The organism is Neisseria sp. P0001.S005 (assembly GCF_051963715.1).
In genome coordinates, this window is record NZ_JBQCTZ010001064.1 from 1 (window position 1) to 239 (window position 239).

The following is a 239-nucleotide window of genomic DNA, read 5'->3' on the forward strand; positions in this document are numbered from 1 at the left end:
ACGCAAGACACCTCCAACGAAGTAACGCAATACTCCGTCAGACGGCCACAGTAAGGTAACCAATCCTACTGAGGCCGTCTGAACAGTCAACCTTACATATAGCCCTGATCGCGCAAAGAGCAGGTTTCTTTTGCCGTCACGATAAAAAGGTCCAACAGCGTAATATCTACCAAACTTAAAGCCGGTTTCAAACGCTCTGTAAACTGTACATCAGATTCAGACGTCCTTGCCGAACCGCC

Annotated in this window: 1 protein-coding gene; it reads right to left on the reverse strand. The window is 48.1% G+C overall.

All coding sequences use genetic code 11. The annotated features are described in order from the left end of the window. Window positions 1-92: 92 nt before the first annotated feature. On the reverse strand, window positions 93-239 hold a 147-nt coding region (locus tag ACTHSP_RS24070), incomplete at its 5' end, for a JAB domain-containing protein (protein WP_440347233.1).